This window comes from Paenibacillus sp. LX16, from assembly GCF_036252815.1.
Taxonomy (GTDB): Bacteria; Bacillota; Bacilli; order Paenibacillales; family Paenibacillaceae; genus Paenibacillus; species Paenibacillus polymyxa_B.
In genome coordinates, this window is the sequence record NZ_CP141152.1 from 2074589 (window position 1) to 2092868 (window position 18280).

General features: G+C 45.3%; 17 protein-coding genes. 10 read left to right on the forward strand and 7 right to left on the reverse strand.

Features of this window, described 5'->3' with window-relative positions; all coding sequences use genetic code 11:
* Window position 1 precedes the first annotated feature (1 nt).
* The 9 genes from rpiA (at window position 2) to T3H97_RS09570 (ending at window position 7859) form a co-directional block, all read left to right on the forward strand.
* The gene (gene rpiA, locus T3H97_RS09530) at window positions 2-670 is read left to right on the forward strand and encodes a ribose-5-phosphate isomerase RpiA (RefSeq protein ID WP_328802383.1); all 669 of its coding nucleotides are present in this window, start codon (window positions 2-4) and stop codon (window positions 668-670) included.
* Window positions 670-1119 carry a VanZ family protein gene (locus T3H97_RS09535; protein ID WP_328802384.1) on the forward strand — a complete coding sequence of 150 codons (450 nt, stop codon included), beginning with the start codon at window positions 670-672 and terminating at the stop codon, window positions 1117-1119. The genes rpiA and T3H97_RS09535 overlap by 1 nt, the downstream gene beginning before the upstream one ends.
* Window positions 1120-1318: 199 nt before the next feature.
* Window positions 1319-1780: a MarR family winged helix-turn-helix transcriptional regulator gene (locus T3H97_RS09540; RefSeq protein WP_013309820.1), complete on the forward strand. Its 462-nt coding sequence runs from the start codon at window positions 1319-1321 to the stop codon at window positions 1778-1780.
* Window positions 1781-1972: 192 nt separating this feature from the next.
* Window positions 1973-3037, forward strand: coding sequence for a cobalamin B12-binding domain-containing protein (locus T3H97_RS09545; protein ID WP_328802385.1), 1065 nt, complete (start codon window positions 1973-1975; stop codon window positions 3035-3037).
* A gap of 49 nt (window positions 3038-3086) precedes the next feature.
* Complete coding sequence (locus T3H97_RS09550; RefSeq protein WP_328802386.1) at window positions 3087-4802, forward strand: ATP-binding protein; 1716 nt, start codon at window positions 3087-3089, stop codon at window positions 4800-4802.
* A 53-nt stretch (window positions 4803-4855) separates the two neighbouring features.
* Entirely contained in the window at window positions 4856-6109 is a 1254-nt protein-coding gene (locus T3H97_RS09555) for an MDR family MFS transporter (protein ID WP_328802387.1), read from the forward strand.
* A 19-nt stretch (window positions 6110-6128) separates the two neighbouring features.
* Window positions 6129-6683 carry a nucleotidyltransferase family protein gene (locus T3H97_RS09560; protein ID WP_328802388.1) on the forward strand — a complete coding sequence of 185 codons (555 nt, stop codon included), beginning with the start codon at window positions 6129-6131 and terminating at the stop codon, window positions 6681-6683.
* A 43-nt stretch (window positions 6684-6726) separates the two neighbouring features.
* On the forward strand, window positions 6727-7149 hold the full coding sequence (locus tag T3H97_RS09565; RefSeq protein WP_250244627.1) for a GNAT family N-acetyltransferase: 423 nt from the start codon (window positions 6727-6729) through the stop codon (window positions 7147-7149).
* 71 nt (window positions 7150-7220) lie between these two features.
* On the forward strand, window positions 7221-7859 hold the full coding sequence (locus T3H97_RS09570) for a GDSL-type esterase/lipase family protein (RefSeq protein WP_328802389.1): 639 nt from the start codon (window positions 7221-7223) through the stop codon (window positions 7857-7859).
* Between the two features lie 104 nt (window positions 7860-7963).
* On the opposite strand, the gene T3H97_RS09575 is transcribed toward T3H97_RS09570, so the two are convergent.
* The 7 genes from T3H97_RS09575 to T3H97_RS09605 all read right to left on the reverse strand — a co-directional run bounded on the left by T3H97_RS09575 (window position 7964) and on the right by T3H97_RS09605 (window position 16811).
* Window positions 7964-8845 carry a TetR/AcrR family transcriptional regulator gene (locus tag T3H97_RS09575; RefSeq protein ID WP_225999203.1) on the reverse strand — a complete coding sequence of 294 codons (882 nt, stop codon included), beginning with the start codon at window positions 8843-8845 and terminating at the stop codon, window positions 7964-7966.
* On the reverse strand, window positions 8842-11922 hold the full coding sequence (locus tag T3H97_RS09580; protein WP_328802390.1) for an efflux RND transporter permease subunit: 3081 nt from the start codon (window positions 11920-11922) through the stop codon (window positions 8842-8844). Before T3H97_RS09580 ends, T3H97_RS09575 begins: the two co-directional genes overlap by 4 nt.
* A complete protein-coding gene (locus tag T3H97_RS09585; RefSeq protein ID WP_328802391.1) occupies window positions 11919-13202 on the reverse strand; it encodes an efflux RND transporter periplasmic adaptor subunit in 1284 nt (427 codons plus the stop codon). Before T3H97_RS09585 ends, T3H97_RS09580 begins: the two co-directional genes overlap by 4 nt.
* Window positions 13203-13555: 353 nt before the next feature.
* Window positions 13556-14233, reverse strand: a complete 678-nt coding sequence (locus T3H97_RS09590) for a tetratricopeptide repeat protein (protein ID WP_328802393.1) — start codon at window positions 14231-14233, stop codon at window positions 13556-13558.
* A gap of 170 nt (window positions 14234-14403) precedes the next feature.
* Complete coding sequence (locus tag T3H97_RS09595; RefSeq protein ID WP_328802394.1) at window positions 14404-14775, reverse strand: iron chaperone; 372 nt, start codon at window positions 14773-14775, stop codon at window positions 14404-14406.
* Window positions 14776-14977: 202 nt separating this feature from the next.
* On the reverse strand, window positions 14978-15508 hold the full coding sequence (locus T3H97_RS09600; RefSeq protein ID WP_328802395.1) for a GNAT family N-acetyltransferase: 531 nt from the start codon (window positions 15506-15508) through the stop codon (window positions 14978-14980).
* A gap of 268 nt (window positions 15509-15776) precedes the next feature.
* The gene (locus tag T3H97_RS09605; protein WP_328802396.1) at window positions 15777-16811 is read right to left on the reverse strand and encodes a C40 family peptidase; all 1035 of its coding nucleotides are present in this window, start codon (window positions 16809-16811) and stop codon (window positions 15777-15779) included.
* A gap of 254 nt (window positions 16812-17065) precedes the next feature.
* Here T3H97_RS09605 and T3H97_RS09610 point away from each other — a divergent pair, with 254 nt between their 5' ends.
* The gene (locus tag T3H97_RS09610) at window positions 17066-18217 is read left to right on the forward strand and encodes an iron-containing alcohol dehydrogenase (protein WP_328802397.1); all 1152 of its coding nucleotides are present in this window, start codon (window positions 17066-17068) and stop codon (window positions 18215-18217) included.
* Window positions 18218-18280: the final 63 nt, after the last annotated feature.

The window sequence follows — 18280 nt, forward strand, 5'->3', positions numbered from 1 at the left end:
AATGAATTTGAAGCAAAAAGCGGCCGAAAAAGCAGTTGAGGCGATTCAGGACGGCATGAAAGTAGGACTTGGTACAGGCTCGACAGCCTTTTGGGCTATTCAAAAAATTGGTGAGCGTGTAGCGCAAGGGTTACATATACAGGCTGTAGCTACATCCCAAGCCTCGGAAGATCAGGCCAGGGAGCTGGGAATTCCCATCATTCCGTTTGATCAGATTGGAAGGCTTGATGTTACCATCGACGGTGCAGATGAAGTGAACGAGCAACTGGTACTGGTGAAAGGTGGAGGCGGAGCTCTGCTGAGAGAGAAAATTGTGGAAAGCAATAGCGACCGATTAATTATTATTGTCGATGAGTCCAAGGATGTGAAGGTACTGGGTGCATTTCCTTTACCCGTTGAGGTCGTACCCTTTGCCAGTGAATGGACGTTGGAGGCCTTGCGGCAGACGGGCTGCAAAGCGGAGTGGCGTATGACAGACGGCGAGCGCTTCCTTACGGATAACGGTAATTATATTGCCGATTGTCGCTATGGTACGATTGAGAATCCGCAGGAGTTGGAAATCCGCTTGAATCAAATTCCGGGTGTAGTCGATAACGGACTGTTCATTAATATGGCGGACCAGGTTATTATCGCACGGGCAAATGGACAGATAGACGTCCGTAACAAGTAATGTCTAGGACCCGTCTGCTTCATCATGTGGCATTGGTGTTATTGATTTTATATACAGGGCTTCTATTATATTGGATGTTTCTCGGTTTTGGTCGAACATTACGGCCAGGACCCCCGTATTCGTATAATATTGTTCCGTTTGATACGATCAGGCAATACTGGCGGGCAATGGAGTCGTTTCCTTTTCGGGTATGGGGTGTTAATTTGCTCGGTAATATTGGCGTATTCATTCCTTTCGGTATCCTTGTGCCTATCATTTGGGTGTCCATGCGAAGTATAGTCAGTCTGTTGTTAACGATAGTGATCGCACTGGTCATTCTTGAGGTGTCCCAAATGCTGCTGGGCGCGGGTACAATGGATATAGATGACATCATACTGAATGTCCTGGGAGTATTATGCGGCCGTGTTGCCTACGTACTTTTACGTAAGAAGTTAGAGATTGCAACATAATCGTCCTGCTCTCTGGATCAGTGCTATAAGACTGGCTGAGAGCGGGCTTTTTTTACATAATGAACTGTAACCTTCACATAATAGACGACAATACCTCCATTTATAGGCCATAGGAGCAGGGGAAGGAACGCTTAAACTTGACAAAAGTGCACAATTAAGATATCTTGGAATAAAGATATGAGTAACGGAGGCTGTTAATATGTCTGTAAAACCAGATGATCAGGACCTAGCACTTAATTTGTTCGTTGTTCTGGCTCGTGCTTATAATTCGGTCACGTCCCGTACGAATCGGGACATTCATAGTCATGGATTAAATACAACAGAATTCGGTGTGCTTGATCTGCTGTATTATCGAGGACCACAGCCTTTGCAGAAAATTGGAGAAAAGGTACTAATCTCTAGTGGGAATATTACGTACGTGGTAGATAAACTTCAGAAAAAAAACTTGCTTACCCGTCGTGCATCGCAAGATGATCGGCGTGTGATTTATGCAGAATTGACTGATGATGGACGTCATTTCTTTGAGCAAATATTCCCGCAGCATCATCGTGTTATTATGGAGACCGTGGATGGCTTATCCGTGGAAGAGAAGGAGCAGGCTATTCATCTTTTAAAAAAGCTTGGACTAACGGCTGAGGGGCAGAAGAGTAACGGATCATAAATTGTGCATGTGCAGGTTAAATCTGCTTTAGATAAAATACCGACTTTTCGGTATTTTATTTTTTTGTCGTATTATGGGGGAGTAGGGTTAATGTAGAGACGCAAATCAGGTATAATTGTCTAATAGTCACGTCCGGAACAAATCCCCAGTACCTGTTTCGAATACAAAACCTTGTCGGGGAAGGAGCTGTACATGAGTATACAGCAATATACCGCAGGTGAATCGCTATTGATGCAAGCAGGAGCTTTGGCTGAATTAGTTACCCATAAGCAATACGAATTACAGCCCGATCTTTTGCAGCGTTTTGGGGATAACGGTAAAATAAAGACAAAACAGGATTCCATATATAGTTTGAACTATTTGGCTGAAAGTGTAATCATGAACAGCCCTATTTTATTTACACAGTATGTTTCCTGGTTAAAAAAGCTTCTGGAGGGTTTCGGCATAACCCAAGAAGATTTGAGCATCAATTTCAGATTAATCCAGGAGACGTTGGTAGAGCACTTCGACCATACGGATAAAACCATGGTGCTGGAGCATCTGGATTTGGGGATACAGCAAATAGGGAAGAAAGAGGAGTATGCCTCTTTTATTACAGATGATAATCCCTATGCTGCTGACGTGGATCAATATTTGGAATATTTACTCTCAGGTAATCGTAGACCGGCTTTGGATTGGGTCGTCCGCTTGCTGGATGAGGGCATCTCTATTCAACATACGTATAAATATATTTTTCAAATTTCGCAATATGAAATAGGTCGTCTATGGCATGAAGGCAAAATCACCGTCGGTCAAGAGCATTTTTGCACTGCCGTGACTCAATTTATTATTTCCAGCCTGTACCCCAGATGGATGGGGAGTGGAAGTAAGGAACGCTGCCTAGTGGCGGCGTGTGTAGGCAGCGAGCAGCATGAAATTGGTCTGCGTATGCTGGCTGATATATTTGAAATGGATGGTTGGGATACGTATTATTTAGGCGCCAATGTACCTAACCGGAGTCTGCTTCAGGCTATTGCGGGTTACAAGGCGGATGTGGTGGCTATCTCAGCTACCATGGCTTACCATGTCCATCTAGTGAAAGAGTTGACTGCTCTCATTCGGCAAGACCCAACGACTAGCCATGTGAAAATTATGGTCGGAGGCTTGCCTTTTAATCTCGATTCCCACTTGTGGCAGGAAGTAGGGGCGGACGGATACGCACTAGGTGCGGAGGAAGCGCTGGAGGTTGCAGGTGACTTACTTTCGCTCAGGAAATAAGGTTAGTTTTATAAACCTGTTAGTCATTTTGTAAAGGGGGCCTTTTAATATGAAGGAACCGACAGCAGAAATGGCTGTCCTGCGGAAAACGGTCGAACAATTAACGGATGAGATTGTGAAAAGCAAGGCTGAGGAAGAAAAGCTGCTGAATGAATTTTCAGCGATGAACAATGAGCTGGTCAATCTGCAGCGTCAGCTTGCCAAAAGCAATGCGGAATTAACACGGACAAAGGAAGAAGCGGTACGGGCTAATGACCTCAAGAGCACTTTTCTGGCTGTGGTTAGTCATGAATTCAGAACGCCAATGAACGGAATACTTGGAATGATCGAAATGTTAGGTTCATCCAAACTTTCCCCGGATCAACGGCAGGCCATCGGTGTGATACGTGAGTCAGCCTCCCTGTTGTTGAACATGATTAATAATCTGCTTGATATATCCAAAGTGGAAGCAGGACAGATGGAACTGGAGATCGGAAACGTCAGAGTTCAGGCGATTATGAGCCATGTTGCTCAGTTGTTGGAGCCGCAAATCTATCAGATGGGTAACCGGTTGAGTATAGAGACCGATACCGGTGTGGCAGAGCATCTGGAGGGAGATTCGGCAAGGATCATGCAGATCTTGCTCAATCTGTTGAACAATGCGAATAAATTTACGAGTGAAGGATTGCTCATCATTCGAACAAAATTAGTGGAGGAAACAAAAGACTCCCAACGTGTTCGGTTTGAGGTGCAGGATTCGGGTATAGGGATTTCACCGGAGGATCAGAATAAGCTGTTTCAGCCTTATGTACAAGCCGGTGAAGGCAGCGCCTCCCAATATGGAGGAACGGGTCTAGGGTTATGGATATGCAGTTCATTTGTGGAACTCATGCAAGGAGAAATTGGGGTCGTCAGTACAGAAGGCCAAGGCTCCACGTTCTGGTTTGAAATTCCCCTCATGAAAGGATTGGAGCAGGCAGGCGAAATGGAGAAGCATGAAAATGGTGATTTGAAGGCATTTAGCGAGTTGCTGCGTGAGCATAGTCATTCTCAAACTATTTTGGTGGCTGAGGATAATCGGGTGAATCGGCAGGTGGTGCAATTACAGCTTAACCACTTGGGATTCCAGCATATTGATTTTGCTGAGGATGGACAAGCCGCAGTAAGAGCGGCCTCCGAACGCTCCTACGCTTGTATTCTAATGGATCATCATATGCCTCTGCTGAATGGTCATGATGCGGCGAAAGCGATCCGACAGCGGGAAGCAGAAAACCAGCAACCACCTGTACCGATCATTTCTTTGACCGGAAATGTGTCCGAGGAGGATCAGGCACGGGGCCGGGAGGTTGGAGTGAACGATTACTTGATGAAGCCAGTAACGATTGAAAAGCTCTCTGAAAAGCTTGTAAAATGGCTTCCAAAGCCGGAAGCCGAGCCGATTTTGGATGAGGAAGTTATACGTGAAATTATGCTGCTGGACGAGGATGGCAGCACGGGGCTACTGGAGTCATTGATCGAAATGTATACAAGTGATACACCTGCCAAAATCAAAAAGTTAAATGAACTGGCTGCGGCAGGCGAAGCCACAAAAGTTGTAGAGGCTGCTCATGAGTTGAAATCAGGCAGCGTGAGTCTGGGTGTCGGACGTTTGTCCTCGTTGCTGTCCGATATTGAACAGCTTGCACGGGAGAACCGACTCGAGAATGCGAAAGCGAAGTTGTCTGCGCTCCAATCTGTCTATCAAGCAACGTGTTTAGAACTGGAACACTATATTCACCGGTGCTAGACAGGTTCTCCCTTGTTAGACTTGCATACGGAAGGAGGACGTAAGAGACATATATGAAAGAACAGTTGCGTTCCATTCACCCGCTGGCCTGGACGATTATTGTCGGTACTATTTTTGGGCGGATGGCGACATCCATGAGTATCCCGTTTTTGTCTATTTACCTTACCACCCGTTTAGGGGTGTCCCCCTTTCATACGGGGGTGATCGTATCGGTCAGCTCGTTGGTCGGCATTTTTGCCAGCTTTTACGGTGGTTATATTTCAGATCGAATCGGACGGCGTAAGGTGATGCTGGTGTCCATTGCGAGCTGGGCGCTTGTATTCGTTGCTTTTGCGTTGGCGGAAGCGGCCTGGGCCTTTTTTGTCATTAATGCTCTGAATGGACTGTGCAGATCCTTGTTCGAGCCAACCTCGCGGGCGCTGTTATCAGATGTAACCCCGAAGGAGAAAAGACTGCTCATCTACAATATGAGATATGCGGCCATTAATGTTGGTGTGGTGGCAGGGCCGTTGCTTGGTTTAATGTTAGGATCTGCATCTACGGGTACGCCGTTTATGGTTGCCGCTGGTGTGTATGCTCTGTACGGGGTGCTGTTGTTGATTCAATTTGCCCGTTATGCATCGGATCTGCATATAGGTACAGCGGCGGGAGAGGCTCCACTGCGGATGGGCGAGGCGTTCCGTACAGCCAGCCGTGATCCGGTGTTTATGCCGATTTTGCTGGGAACGGTATTTTGTGTGATGGGCTATGCGCATTCCAATTCCACAATGCCTCAATTCCTGTCCTTATCCTTCGAGGAAGGAACCCGGTGGTTTACATACATGCTGACGGTCAACGCGGTTTGTGTATTGGCATTTCAATATCCGCTGGTGCGACTGGCAAGCCAATTTTCGCCGGTGAATTCCTTGATTGCAGGGAATATATGTATTGCGGTCAGCCTGTTGCTGTGCGGTATGCTAAACTCAGGCTGGATGTTTATACTGGATATGGTGCTGTTTACAGTTGGTGAAGTGTTATTGTTCACGATGCTGGACGTATTGATTGACCAAATTGCAGATGCTCAATATAAAGGGACCTACTTCGGTACAATCGGCTTTAATAATTTGGGAAGCGTGCTGGCTCCTTTATTTGGTGGCTGGCTGCTGGATATCTATGGTCAAACGGCGCCGCTTGCCGTTTTTGTTCCGGTTGCCCTGTCGGTTGTGATTGGTATTCCGTTCCTTCTGGTCGCACGCCGCCGTCTGATGCAGCGTACAGCACGGATCGCGGCTCAAGGAGGAGAATCGGTGCAGCAACTGTCATCATAAAAGGGGAGTTGAGTGCAGGATGAAGTCGGAAGAAAATGTGCTACGAATCATACAATATATGAATGATCCGCAGGTACTGCAAGACTTGCACTATGTGCGAGATCTTAGGCTGCCGCAAGGTTGCATTGCCGCAGGCTATGTACGTAACCGGGTTTGGGACAAGCTCCATGGCTATACAACCGCTACACCTTTAAACGATATTGATGTTATTTATTTTGACCCGAAAAATACGCTAGAGGAACGAGATGAGTATCTAGAATTGTCCTTGAACCGTAAGCAGGCCGGACGTAACTGGTCTGTCAAAAATCAGGCTCGGATGCATATTCGCAACGGGGAGGCTCCGTATTCCTCGGTAGAAGATGCGATGAGCCGCTGGCCAGAGACGGCAACGGCTATAGCGGTTAGATTGAATGACAAGGATCAAATAGAGGTTATTTGTCCGCATGGATTGGAAGATTTACTGGATATGCGGGTACGGCAAAGCCCTTTGTTTCGTCACACAACGGCTTTTCGGCAGCGTGTATTTGAGAAGCAATGGCTTGATAACTGGCCGTTGCTTATTATAGAGAATTAGAGTGTAATCCTAATTTCAGGTTATTAAGGAGAGACGACAAACAATGTTTAAAAATATTAAAACAGATTCAGATCGTGAGGAGGTTCTGGAGCTGATAACCTACGCCGTGTTGGATCACCCTGAACGGGGAGAGGCAGCTTTACGTACTTATCAAGCCTCGGATGACTGGAAGCTGTTCGGTGTAGAAGATGAAGGACTTATTGTAGGTATTGTCGGCTTTGAGGAGCAAGAGGATGGAACAACCGTAATCCGTCATCTAGCCGTGTTGCCTGAAAACCGTCATAGAGGATATGCTAGAGGTATGCTGCTTACGCTCATTCAGGAGCGTAAGCCGAAACGGCTTACTGTGGACACGGATGCGGAGGGGGCAGATTTCTTCCGCAACGTGGGCTTTGCCGTATATGGATCAGAGGATTTGCCAGAGGGTGGGCAATTCCATTGTGTATATGAAATAGACGAAGAATAAGCGAATCTACGGGTCCCGCGTCCCTCTTTCTACATAAGATATGTTATGTAGAAAAAGGGAGGTGGGTTTCATTGGCGTACCACTACACAGCGATTGGAGATTCTTTAACAACAGGTGCAGGGACGTTGCTGAGCGGCGGATTTGTACCAATCTATCGGCGAATGGCAGAAAGACATCTCCGTACGCCAGTCAGTTACGAGAATCTGGGAATCAACGGGCTGACATCGCAGGAGTTGCTGTCAATGGTCCGCAACAATACGCTTTTTCGGTCGGCGCTCAGCCGGGCTGAACTCATAACGGTAACGATCGGTGGGAATGATCTACGCCCATACATCAGCGCCCTTGCCGGAGGTTCCGGCTCGTCGGGTTCTTCCATTCCGCAAGCGTTGAATCACACCAAAGAACATGTACGCCAAATTGTATATGCCCTGTATCAGATAAAGTCCGGTCAGCGTGAGCCATTTATCATTCGAATGGTGGGATTATATAATCCTTTTCCAGGGGTGAGGGAGGCGGGAGTATATGTGCGCCAGTATAACTCGTTTCTCTATACATTGGGCGGACCAAATTACCGGGTGGCGAACATTTACCCCGCATTTGAGGGCTATGAACGGGCACTGCTTTCGTTAGATCGGGTGCATCCGAACAGTCGTGGTTATCGCGTGATTGCGGAAGAGCTGAATCGGCTTGGTTATGCACCGTTACGGTGAGCGTGAGAGGATGCTTTGGATCGGACAAAGTATATTAAAGAAAGAGGTTCATGATGGCAGTAGAAACTGACCATCATGAACCTCTTTTTATGCATTTCGGCGTGCTAAATCTCCAATACAGCCTTCAGCTTGGTACAGTCTTCCAGCAACTCGGGCAACTGCCCCAAAAATAGAAGGAGGGCTTTCACGTGAGCTATTTCCACGTTTTCTTCCGAGAGCTCACGCTGTAATCTGCTTAGGATTTGCACATATTCATTCCGGGTAGCTTCATTTAATTTAGTTTGTTTCAGAACCGTATCTATACGTTGCAGTGCATAGGAGATTTGTTTTCCTTTGGTCCAGATTTGATCAGAATCTTCATAGAATACGGAATCGCGGCCCCACATGATTTGATGTTGAACATCAGGGCTCAACATTCCTTGTGCCAGTATATCCGTAATGCTGACGATAAATTCAGCCAGTGTTTTATGCTCCGTCGAGGACAGTTCTGAATCGCTCATTCGGAAGGAATTAATAATGATACTTTTGATGACAAAATTGATATCGTGCGCATAGTCACGTATAGATTGTCCATAAGCATCAATTAAGAAATCAACCATCACGTTAGACAAATAATGTTCAACACGATCAATGGCTTGTGCGATTTTTTCTTCCTTAGAACCGATTAAAGGGACGGAGTATACCAGCAAATGAACTTTATTCTTATAAATCCGGCCCAGCGCAATCAAATACAGTTGTCTCAACTTTTCACGGGAAGGTAGCTGGTGCTTCAAATAAAGTTCTTTAATATCTGCATCAAGAAGTTTTTCAATCAGGACGATTGTCCCCAGCAGCAACTCTTCTTTACTTTGAAAGTATTTATAAAAGGAAGCCTTGACCATCCCGCTTTTGCGGGCAATTTCATCCACCGAGGTGGCATCGTACCCTTTTTCAGAAAACAGGGAAAGGGCGGCATAGATAATATCTTCACTCGTTATTTTTTTCATTGTACCCCCAATTTTTTGCTCTGTCTCTTTAATTTCCAGCGGGCAATAACCATATACAAGGACGGAACCACAAACATCGTAAGAATGGTCGAGTACATCAATCCAAACATAATGGTATACGCCAGCGGTCTAAACATAAGCTCTCCAATAAGCGCAATCGGAATCAGACCGACAATGGCTGTCAGTGAAGTAAGCAATATGGGACGGAAACGCGCTTTGGTCGCTGCAATAACCGCCTCCTTCAGTTCGATCCCTTCACGTCTTGCATCCTCAATAAACTCAATCAGCACAATGCCGTTACGTACGACAATACCTGCCAAGGTCATTAAGCCCAACACGCCCATAAAAGTAATCGGTGTATTTAGAATGAACAAGCCAAGAAATCCGCCTGCTGCTGCCATATACACGGTAGTCAATATGATGAGTGGAGTCGAGAAAGAATAAAATTGCAAAAAGATCAGCATGAAGATTAATAGGATGACGACAACATATAACCATCCTATTTCTGATAAAATGTCATCTTGTCCTGAAATCTCGCCGCCAATTTCCCAAGTGTAGCCTGGAGGAAATTTAATGTCCTGCAATTTAAGCTTGACATCCTTCATGACTTCGGAAGCTGTACGGCCGTGAACTTCAGCTTCAACAGTAATCGAACGCTTTAAATTATAATGGTTAATTTTTTGTGTTGCAAAGGATGGTTTCAACTCAGCCAATTGAGATAAAGGGATTTGAACACCATTGGCATTCGTCACATTCAATTGCTGAAACAAATTTTCAGGATTTTGATCGGTTTGGCTTAGCTTCAGCTTAATATTGATCAAATCTTTCCCCGTATCAAATCGGCTAAAGCTCACGCCATTACCCATTAACAAGAGTGTACGTGTCAGATCATTATTGCTAATCCGATATTGATCCATCGCTTGTTTATTGATTTGGAAATCCAACGTATAGCCTTCATTTTCCATATTGTCTTGTATGTCCTGTGTTCCTCTGGTAGCCATAATGCCTTCTTTTAACTGCTGTGACAACGAACGCAGCTGACCTACATCATTGCCTAAAATCCGAATGGAGATCGGCTTACCGAGAGGCACCCCCACTTTGGCTATTTTCAAGGAAATGGATTGACCCGGATAACGATCCTTTAGGATAGAGGACCATTTGACTGCCATTTCATCGGGATCAAATACACCTTCTTCCCCAACAATAGCAATCTGACCCACGGTTGTGCCTGTTTTGGCGTCAGCGGTCATATCTTGAAACAACTGGGGAGCGTCGCCGCCCGCCGCATAACTGATCGTTTCCACATGAGGCTGCTGCTTCACCCATTTGGCAATATCCTCGGTGACCCGCTTGGTTTCTTCTATAGAAGTGCCTATGGGCATACGCACATTAATGCTTAATTGCGGATCGTCTGTTCTGGGGAAGAGGTCGATCGGAATCAGAGCAAGTACACCGTACAGTGAGGTGCTGATCAATAATCCTAATGCAGCATATAATCCAGGTCGTTTAATCACTTTAGGAATAAGCTTGCCGGCATATGCGTTACGAAGAGCATCAATTTGTTTTCCCAGCAGTCCCGGCGGCTTCATGGTGGAGTTGGGCGTTTTTTGACTTCGTTGTCCATACCATTCTCTAAAGATTGGGATGACGGTAAAGGACATGAGCATGGAAGCCAATAACGTAAAAATAACAGCAAACGGTAATGGTTTGATAAGGGAGCCTGCATCGCCTGATAAAAAGAACAGCGGGGCAAAGGAGGCTACAGTTGCCAGGGTTGCGGTCAAAATGGAAATGGAAACTTCTTTCGTTCCATTTAATGCTGCTATCTTGGGGCTCTCACCCAAGGTCATCATTCTACGTTCAATATTATCATTAATCACCACAGCATCATCGACTAGAATCCCCATTACAATAATGAGGCCGATGACGGTAACTTGATTCAGCGTTACGCCGAGCATAGGAAGAATAATGAAGCCTATGGCAATCGAAATGGGAATAGCCAGTGCGACAAAGGAAGATGTGACCACATTCAATCCCAATGTACATACAATAACAACAGCTGCAATAGCAAACAGCAATTCACGGGTCAAGCCATGAAAAATATGATCAATCCGCTCGGTCTGTGAAAATAATGTATTCAGTTGAAACGTATTAGGCAGATCCGGTTTTAACAACTGCATTTCTTGATTTACTTTACTATAAATCGTGTCTACGTCAGAGCCGGTATTACCGTTAATCGTCAGTGTAATAGCTGGCTTACCGTTAAAAAAGGCCATGTAACTGCTGGTATTTTGCGTAAGTAAAACGCTGCCCACATCACTGAGATACACAGGAGCGCCACTTTCAGTTTTGGAAATAATGACCTTACTCAAATCTTGAGCATTCTTGGACTGCGTCACATTCATTCGGTATGTGCGTTCGTTGTAATCCAGATTGCCTATCGGATATTGCTCATTTTCCTTCTGCACTGCACCCATGAGCTGTTCCCAACTGATATGGTACTGCTGGAGCTTTTGAGCATCAATCTGAATCTGAACCTCTTGATCCGGTAATCCCTTGATTGTTACTTCCGATACACCGGGAATGGTTTTTAATTGATCCTTCCACGATTTCACCATATCATTTAGTTGATACAATTGCTCCACAGAGTCCCCCGTGATGGCGTAGGAATGGATAAATACCTTATTCAAATCATCGTTAACGACAGGCTTTTGAGCATCTGTGGGCAGAGAAGACTGGGCATCGTTCATTTTTTTGCGTAATGCATCCCAGGCTTCCGTAGCATTGGCGTTGCCTTCTGTCTCAATGATAATCGTCGAAAGTCCATTTTCGGATGTAGAAGAAATCTTTTTAATATGATTGATTTCTTTCATTTTTTGTTCCAGAGGCTTCGTGACCATTTGTTCTACCTTTTGGGGTGTAGCTCCAGGGTACAAGGTCGTGACCACAGCGGTTTTCTTGATAATATCCGGCGTTTCCTGGCGGGGAAGCTGGGAGACACTATACAGCCCGGCAACAATCGCCATGATAAAAATAAAGAGGGTCAGTTTTTTCTTTTTGATAAAATATGCAATCATTTGCTCGTTCCCCCCGTGATCTGAACGGGCAGCCCATCGTAAATCAGGTTTACTCCGGTGGTAACGATACGATCCCCGACATTCAGCCCCTTGGTAATTTCGAGCTTATTGTTGGACATCTGGCCGACATTCACGACCGTCTTGACCGCCTTGTTGTTCACCACTTTATAGACAAAAGTATCTGTACCGTTATTAATGACCGCCTTGGCCGGGAGCAAAATTTGCTCACTCTGGGTCAGTTGGCGGCCTGCCTTTACGACTTGTCCCGGAGCCCAATCATGCTGGGGGTTAGGAACAATCACTTCTACGTTGATACTGCCCGTATTGGTGTTGGTGGCCGGATAAATTTTGCTGACCGTTCCTTCTCTGTTCTCATCGTACAGTTGAATCTGGACTGTCTGACCTTGCTTCCAGTTGGTGATTTCATGATCGGGAACAGGGAGTAGCACCTTGAGCTTGTCGATTTGTCCGATACGATATATCGGCTGTCCAGTGCTCGCCAATTGCCCCACCGTTGCCTTTTTCTCCAGAATAACGCCGGAAATGGGGGCTTTTAAAGCTGTCTTGGAGAGGGAAAGTTCGGCTTGCTTTTTGGCAATGACCGCCTGTTGATATGCCGCAGTTGAGTTATCTCGGGAGGCTTCTGCCTGTTCTTTCGCAGCGATGGCAGCTTCTTTCCCGGCTTGGGCTTGCTGCAAGCTGGATTCTGCCGATTGCCGATCTTCTAATGTGGCTCCCTCCTGTATTAAGGAGAGGGTTTCTTGCGCATCCTCCAGATCCTTGGAGGCGTTGGTTAAAGCGAGCTGTGCATTTTCATAATCGTTTTTGGTTGCAGCTCCCTGATCATATAAAAGCTTGGTGCGTTCAGCGGTGGCTTGTGCTTTAGTCAAAGCGGACTGTGCTCTTTGCACTTTGGTACGGACCTGTGCCCTTTCTTGCTCACGGGCACCCTTGTTCACTTTGTTGACTCCAGCTTGAGCTGCTGCTTTTTGCGCGTCGGCGGATTGAATGGAGGCATCTGCGCTGGAAATGGCGGCTGTAGCATTTTTGATACCTGCCTGTGCTTCAAGAATGGCCGTATTAGCCTGCTCCAGTTGGAGCTGATAGCTGGATGGATCAAGTTTGGTCAAGATCTGTCCTTGGGATACAGAGTCTCCTACGTTCACAAGTGTGTCACGTATCAGACCGGATAACTCGAACGATACGGTGGTGTCTTCATAGGGCTGTAGTGTGCCTGAAAGGTGAAAAGAAGCAGACAGCGGTTCTTTTTTTACAGTCATTGCTTCCACCTTTTGCTTTTGTTGTTCTGCTGCTTCATGATTACTCGATCCTGTAGATGAGCAAGCTGAGGTGAACAGAAGAATGAATATAGCAGATATGTAGAGACTGGGTTTTAACAAGATGATCGTCCTTTCCGGTTTTATACTTTTGGGTTTATTTATAAACTCAAAAGTTTATAAGCGGATTATATGACCAGATTTGTGGCATGTCAATAACAGGTTACAAAATAAAACGCTGATCAGGAGGAACAAAATGATTCGATTCAGGTCGATGGAGGAGCTGTGTGGATAAAACGTAAAAACGACCTTTCTCAAAAGAAGAGAAAGGTCGTTAAGGTAAAATATAGATCCGTCTAGCCTATTAATTTACGGAATAAGCTGCGTACAGCCCACTTGCGCTCACTTCGTTTACGGTATTTGGGCAGAGAACGATAGACGGCAATGGACTGGTTAAAGGCTGCCGTGGCCTCATCCTTGCGTCCCAGCATTCGGTACATCAAGCCTGTCAGATAATAGCCTTCGCTGGAAGAGGATTGAATTTCCTGAAATTGCTGCAGATAGTGCAGTGCCTTATTTACGTCGTGTTCCTTGAAAGCTGCGGCTAAATGCAAATAGGGCTCGCCGTATTGCACCCGCGGGTTAATGTCCAGTGCTTTCAGTAAATGTTGCTCTCCATCTTCCAGATGGTTTGTGTGTACTTCAGCCGTTCCTCGTGCATTCCAATAGTCTGCGGAATCTTCATAGCGGGATTGAATTTCCAATAGAAGTTCCAAAGCCTGATGGTATTTCTTGCTTTCGATCCAAATACGAGCCAAATCGAACTTGGCAGCCACATCGTTGGTGTTTAGCGCAATCTGTTGGCGCAATCGAGCGGCATTGCGTCTTCTTTTCCATGGTTTGCTGATGCTGGGCAATACACCTACAAAGCTGCGATCCAATATATAGATCACGATTAGGAGTATGAGCAATGCCAAAAACGGGTTGCCGAGCAAACTCCATAGTAGAGAGAAAATTAAAAATTTCCCAATCATTTTGCTCCAATCCTCCTGTGCATGTAACCATCCATACTTTCCACATTATAGCATAGTGTTACTTTAAGGGTCATTAGCAGGATGAGATTTGGAAGGATGGTAGAGGGGGCGAGAAGAAAAACACTTATTTGTGATGCTCGATGTATAGTTACGAGAAAAGGAACCTTTTTTTATTCCCGCCAAAAGGTTGAACAGTCTGCCTTATCCAAAATATTAAACTCGATCATTTTCTCAAGTAATGAGAAATCAACTGGACTATCCCACTGGATACGTACCAACTGCTTGGTGTGATCATAGCCAGCCTGCACAATTAACTCAGAAAAATGATTAATCCCTGCCTTTTCAGGGGCAACGGCTAAATGTTGTTTGGCTACGCTAAAGCCAATAATAAATGTGCCGTGATCCGTAAACATAGGCTGACTCCACGCAATTTTTTCCATTAAATTTGGAAACTTCTTGGTTACCCAAGCCAAAATCTCTTGCGTTCGGGCCCGATGTTGGGGGTTATCAATACGCCCTAAATATTCTGCAAAAGCTTCCATGTGTTCCCTCCTTAATTAAAAATTATATCGTTCAGAAAAGTTCCTCAAACCTATTTGTCGTTAAAACTCCTTACAGAATGGCTCAGACATATTCTTAACAACACCTATTTCCAACTATATATATTTTCAAACTAGATAGTCAAAATGGTTTAACTATCATTTTATCGCAGCAACATGTTTCTCAAGATATAAACAATACCTTTTATGTCCTGTTATATTCCTCAGCAAGAATAGAGTACAAATATGAATCATGAAACTCGCCTTTGTAGTACCAGTGTTCACGCATCAAACCTTCACGTTGCATTCCGATCTGTTGCATAACCTTCTCAGAGGCCTTGTTTTCTGGACGACATGTTGCATAAATACGGTGGACAGCAAGTGTGCTAAATCCAAAGTCTAGTAACGCTCGTGCTGCCTCTGCTGCATAACCCTTCCCTTGATAATCTGGATTCAAAACATAACCCAATTCTGCATTAGTATCTTTGACATGAATACCAACACCGCCGATCAGGGTTCCATTATTTTTCAGACAAACGGCTAGTTCATAGTCTTGTCGTGGCTGTTCCTGCTGTGAGGCTAGAACTTGTTCTATATATGCCTTTGTATCTTCTTCTGTATTTGGTCCCCAGGCTGTATAGCTAGTAACTTCAGGTAATGACGTGTACTTATGTATACTTTCCCAATCGGATCTGCCAATATCACGAATGATGAGCCGGTTTGTCTCAAATTGCATAGCGATTCCTCCTGTCTATAATTAGCATACATATTCGTGTTTTCTGCACAATCTATTAAACCTATTTAAGCAGATTTGATGGGAAAAATTCAAGATTTTGAGAGAAAGTGCTAGAGAAGAGGATCGAATTACGTGTTGAACAATGGGAACGATCAATACCTTTTCCCGCCTGAACGCAAACCGCAAGGGAGGCGTCCGGCAAAAGGCAATCAGATAATATTGAATGTGGTACTGGAATAGCCTGCTATTATTAGCCATCCGGTTTGTCTTAAAACAGCCTGCGAGCTGTGACGAAACGTTTCTGCCATTTACTATCAAGCGTGTCAAAATGAACGCCGCGTTCTTTGGAGAAGGTATGCAGCAATTTGTTGTTCCCTGCATAGATAGCCACATGGCCGATCTCTAGCCCGCGTGCGCTGAAGAACAGCAGGTCGCCTTTGCGCAGCTCGTTCAGCCCGACCTCCCGCCCTTCTTTAGCCTGATCGTAAGAGACACGGGAGAGGTCGATAGAGAGCGTATGCTGGAACACTTCCCCCACAAAAGAAGAACAATCAAAGGTCGATGTCTGTCCGGTTGCTGCGCCGAATTCATAAGGGGTACCGAGAAATTTTTCTCCGTAGGCGATGAGTTCATCTCCCTGCCGTTCCGCAAGGGATGGGCTGGAATAGTCGCTGTATTTTGGTTTTGCCGATATGTATCCAGTCAGGTTGTCTTTAGTGCGCACTTCCAGCCAGAGAGCATTGACCTCGCGGATGACGTGAATCTTTTCGTCGGCTTGAATAAGCCGCAGGGAAGGGGAAGCTCCCGATGAATCCGGTTTGCTGCGCAGGTTGACCCTGGAAAGAACTGTTGTGAAAAAATCGTCCCTGGAGGCAATCCGGATTGTCCGGGCAAGGGCATCCCACTTCACTGTGCTCCCAAGTGCTTCGCTCACAAAACGCAGTGGAATCATCGTGTTGCCCTCAACGATCTGTCCCGGAACATTCAGGGACAGCGTTTTGCCGTTTAGGGTGGCAGCGAGTTCCCCGATGTGGTAGGTCAGCACCGTGTCGGTTTTGGTTGCTGTTACGGTTTTGCTGAATCCGTTCCAGGAAAGCACAGCTCCTTGCGCCTCAAACAGCTGGCGCATGGGGACGAGCGCTGTTCCTTCTAGCAGTAGCGGCTGGGCAGTAAGCTGAAGCGGGCGGTCATCTACATAAACGGTTGTCACCGGAGTCGTCCGTACCGACTTTGCATAAGAGGGGGGAGCTTGGAGCAGTGATACCGCCAGCAGAGCCAGCAATACTTTCTTGTTGATTGTCATGCTGTTATCACCTCATTGTGAATATGTTCATCTAAGTTGTACGAGGCTTCCTCCGATTAGTTGTGTACCAAATATTGGACTGATTCGAAAAAACCTAAACAAACAAAAACAAAACCAATGAATATCTTTGTTTTATTATTGACATCAAAATAAAATAAAGATAAAATTATAAATGTGAAATATTTCACATTTAAGAGATAGCCCTATATTTAGCGAGGCAATAAGAAGTGAATCCTTTAGGAGGCCGATTTTTTATGAGTGCACATGTATTTTTTGTACCATCTATTAATCTTATGGGAACAGGCTGTTTGCATGAAGTTGGGCCGTATATAAAAGAACTGAATTTAAACAAAGCTCTCGTCGTAACGGATAAATTTTTGATGAAGGGTGGTATTGCAGGCAAGGTTACATCTTTGCTGGATGATATTGGATTGAACTATGCGGTATACGATGAAGTAAAACCAAATCCGAGCTGTAAAAATGTACATGATGGTGTTCAGTTTCTGCAAGAAAACGGATGTGACTTTTTAATTTCGATTGGCGGAGGATCACCACAGGATACGGCTAAGGGAATCGGCATTATTGCTACTAACGGGGGACATATAACCGAGTATGAGGGTGTTCATAAATCCAAGCATAAATCGCTTCCTATTGTGGCTATTAATACCACAGCAGGAACATCGGCTGAAATCACGATTAATTATGTCATTACGGACGAAGAGCGCAAAGTCAAAATGGTTATGGTTGATAAGAATAGTGTAGCTACGATTTCGGTCAACGACCCTGAGCTGATGGTAGACAAACCCGCCGCGTTAACGGCAGCTACAGGGCTAGATGCTTTGACCCATGCTATTGAAGCTTTGGTTACGCCAGGTTCCTATCCTGTAACGGATGCGACTGCGTTGGCAGCAGTAGAGATTATTTTTAACCATTTGGCTCGTACAGTGAGCAACGGTCACGATATAGAAGCACGTGAGCAAATGGTATACGCTATTTTCTTGGGAGGACTTGCATTTAATAATGCCGGATTGGGTTATGTTCATGCGATGGCGCATCAGCTTGGCGGCGTATACGATTTGCCTCATGGTGTTTGTAATGCCATGCTGCTGCCGATTGTGGAGGAGGAGAATGCCAAGCATGTACCAGAGAAGTTTCGTGCCATCGCTAAGGTCATAGGTTTTGAAGATAAGGGGAAAACGGATAAGGAATGCGCAGACTATGTAATCCAAAGAATCAAAGACCTGTCGAAGGAAGTAGGGATTCCTTCCAAACTTTCTGAACTGGGTGTAAATGAAGTGGATTTAGATCTGCTTGCCGAGAACTCAATGAAGGATGCTTGCGCTCCAGGCAATCCGTTCATACCTAGCAAAGAACAAGTTATCGAGATGTTTAAGAAAATTCTTTAAATAAAAGAGGCAATTATTTTACTAAATACTATAAGGGCTGTCCCAGGAACTGATCGAAAAATA